Source organism: Planctomycetota bacterium (genome assembly GCA_035384565.1).
Taxonomy (GTDB): domain Bacteria; phylum Planctomycetota; class PUPC01; order DSUN01; family DSUN01; genus DAOOIT01.
The window spans coordinates 1-2108 of the sequence record DAOOIT010000154.1; the positions used below are offsets into that span (position 1 = coordinate 1).

3 protein-coding genes are annotated in these 2108 nt (G+C 68.5%); 2 read left to right on the forward strand and 1 reads right to left on the reverse strand.

The genetic code is table 11. The features are described from left to right. The first annotated feature begins 416 nt into the window (after positions 1-416). On the forward strand, positions 417-1115 hold the full coding sequence (locus PLE19_24010) for a hypothetical protein (GenBank protein HPD18013.1): 699 nt from the start codon (positions 417-419) through the stop codon (positions 1113-1115). 39 nt (positions 1116-1154) lie between these two features. Continuing rightward, entirely contained in the window at positions 1155-1496 is a 342-nt protein-coding gene (locus tag PLE19_24015; GenBank protein HPD18014.1) for a hypothetical protein, read from the forward strand. 275 nt (positions 1497-1771) lie between these two features. Here PLE19_24015 and PLE19_24020 read toward each other — a convergent pair whose 3' ends face one another. Then, positions 1772-1921 (reverse strand): hypothetical protein, encoded by a 150-nt coding sequence (locus PLE19_24020; protein HPD18015.1) that lies wholly within the window; start codon positions 1919-1921, stop codon positions 1772-1774. Positions 1922-2108: the final 187 nt, after the last annotated feature.

Below are 2108 nucleotides of genomic sequence, written 5' to 3' on the forward strand. Positions count from 1 at the left end.
GCAGCGCGCGCTCGTCAAACGTTTCGGACACCGCAGCTCGCGATTTTTTCCGCATCCATAACTCCTTGCGGCGGAAGGACATGCGGATACTCGGGCAAAATTGCCTTGACTTTGGGATATACGTGGCGTATACTGAGGGAGAAAGGAGAGGACAATGAGCGGCGCGGAAGCGCGGAAACTGAGAGAGGCACGCGGACTGAGCCAGGCGCAACTGGCCGGCCTCCTCGGCGTTGCTCCCAATACGGTCGCGCGGCGGGAGAGGGGCGAGCTCCCGATCTCGCGCGAGTCAGAGATCGCAATCCGATTCGCCTGCGGGAACTATGTGCCTGGCCGGGGCATCGTGCCGGCCGCCGCCGCCGAGGGCGGACACTCTCGGACGGCTGCCGCGAGCCGAGACCGCGGCCGGAGCCACTGAGATGGCCATCACATTCGAGGTATACGAGTCTGAGTATGAGTCTCTGGACAACTGGGCGGGGCCGCGGGAGCTGTTCCCGACCATCGAGGTCGACCAGGCCTCCCAGCGCGTGACCATCACCTACTGGAGCATCCGCAACGGCCGCCGCGGGCAGTGGGGCTGCACCCACGAGAGCTACGAGGAGCTGTCGGCCGATGGGCAGGTGCTCCGGATCACCGGCCTCACGGGGCTGCGGAACGACCGCAGGCACACCGGCGGCCGCCAGCGCTTCTGCTTCATCGTGTTCGTTGGCGATAGCGGCCACATCTACACGCATCGCTCCGTGGCATCGAAGGGCTGGATGACCAGCCCGGTCGACCGGCTCCTGAGCCGCATTCGGCGGCTCGGCCTGGGCGCGAGCGACGCGGGCTGCATCCAGCAGGGGGATTTCCTGCTCAGGCCAGCGAATGGGCAGGCTCAGCCTGCCGAGGTGTTCGCGCACGAGTGGCAGGGCGCCGGCCACCACCGTTTCTCCCAGCCCGTCCTGTCCGCGTACGTCCAGGGCGTCGGGCGGATGATCCTGGTCCGCGAGGGTGAGGACGTGCGGATCGTCCACGAGGCTGTCGACGGCATCCAGCACCCGACCGTCACCGTGCCCGCCGGCCAGTGGATCGTTGGCACGACCAGCCCGAGCCTCTACCACCCCAGCCGACGCGACTAACCCGCGGGCGACATCTCCCCTATCACGGAGGCCTGAGCAATGCGATACGATCCCCAAACCGTCTACGCGGCTGCGCGAGCCTGGTATCTCGCGCAGCCCGGCCTGCCGCCGCACGTGGCGGCGAGCGCCGGGCATCCGCACCAGCTCTACCTCGCCATCTATGTCCGGGGTGACGAGGAGGGCCACTACCACCTGGCCGGCCCGCGGCTCTACCGCGTCCTCGAGGGCGAGGACGGCCAGCGGAATTGCTCCCAGGACGCGCTCCGAGAGGCGGCAGGTAGCCTCGGCCACGTGATTCTGCGGCACCGAGCGAGCCGCGACGAGCGGTTCTGGCCGACCTGGCGGGCATTCGCCGAGGAGGTCGGCCTGGCGAGCCTGTAGGCTCATAGCATCATCACTCCCGTGCGGCCTGGGCGCCGAGGGGCGCCCCGGCCGCCTGCATGTGGGGGCAGCATGGCGGCCGCTCGGATGCAACACCAGCCACTTGCCCTTCGGCGGGTTGAACTGCTCCCCCTCGAGCTTCCCCTCGGCCAGCCAGTTCCGCACCGTCCGATCCGTCACGCCCAGCGACTTCGCCACCGATGCCACGGTCAGCTTCCCTCGCGGCACGCACCCGCACACGGGACACCGCCCCAACCGAATCGGCATCATCCGGTTCACCTCCAGAAGAAGACCACCGCGTTCGCCGCCGCGAACAGGCAGGCGACGATCGCGTGTTTCGGCTCACGGGCCAGCGCGTCCAGCACCGCTCCGCCCACCAGCCCGCCGCACACCATCCCGTAGAACACCAGTCGCAACGCCATCATGGCTTGCTCCCCATGTTGCTCATCCTTTCGCGTCCTTTCGCATGTTTCGCGGTCACACGCTCGGCCCGCGGCCGAGCAAGCGGTTGGCCACGGTGCGCAGCCGCGCCGCCGTGTCAATCACCTGGTAGCCGGCCAGACGCCCGAGCGCCTCATTGAGGTCGTGCAGGCTCTCGCCGCCGGCGCAGTA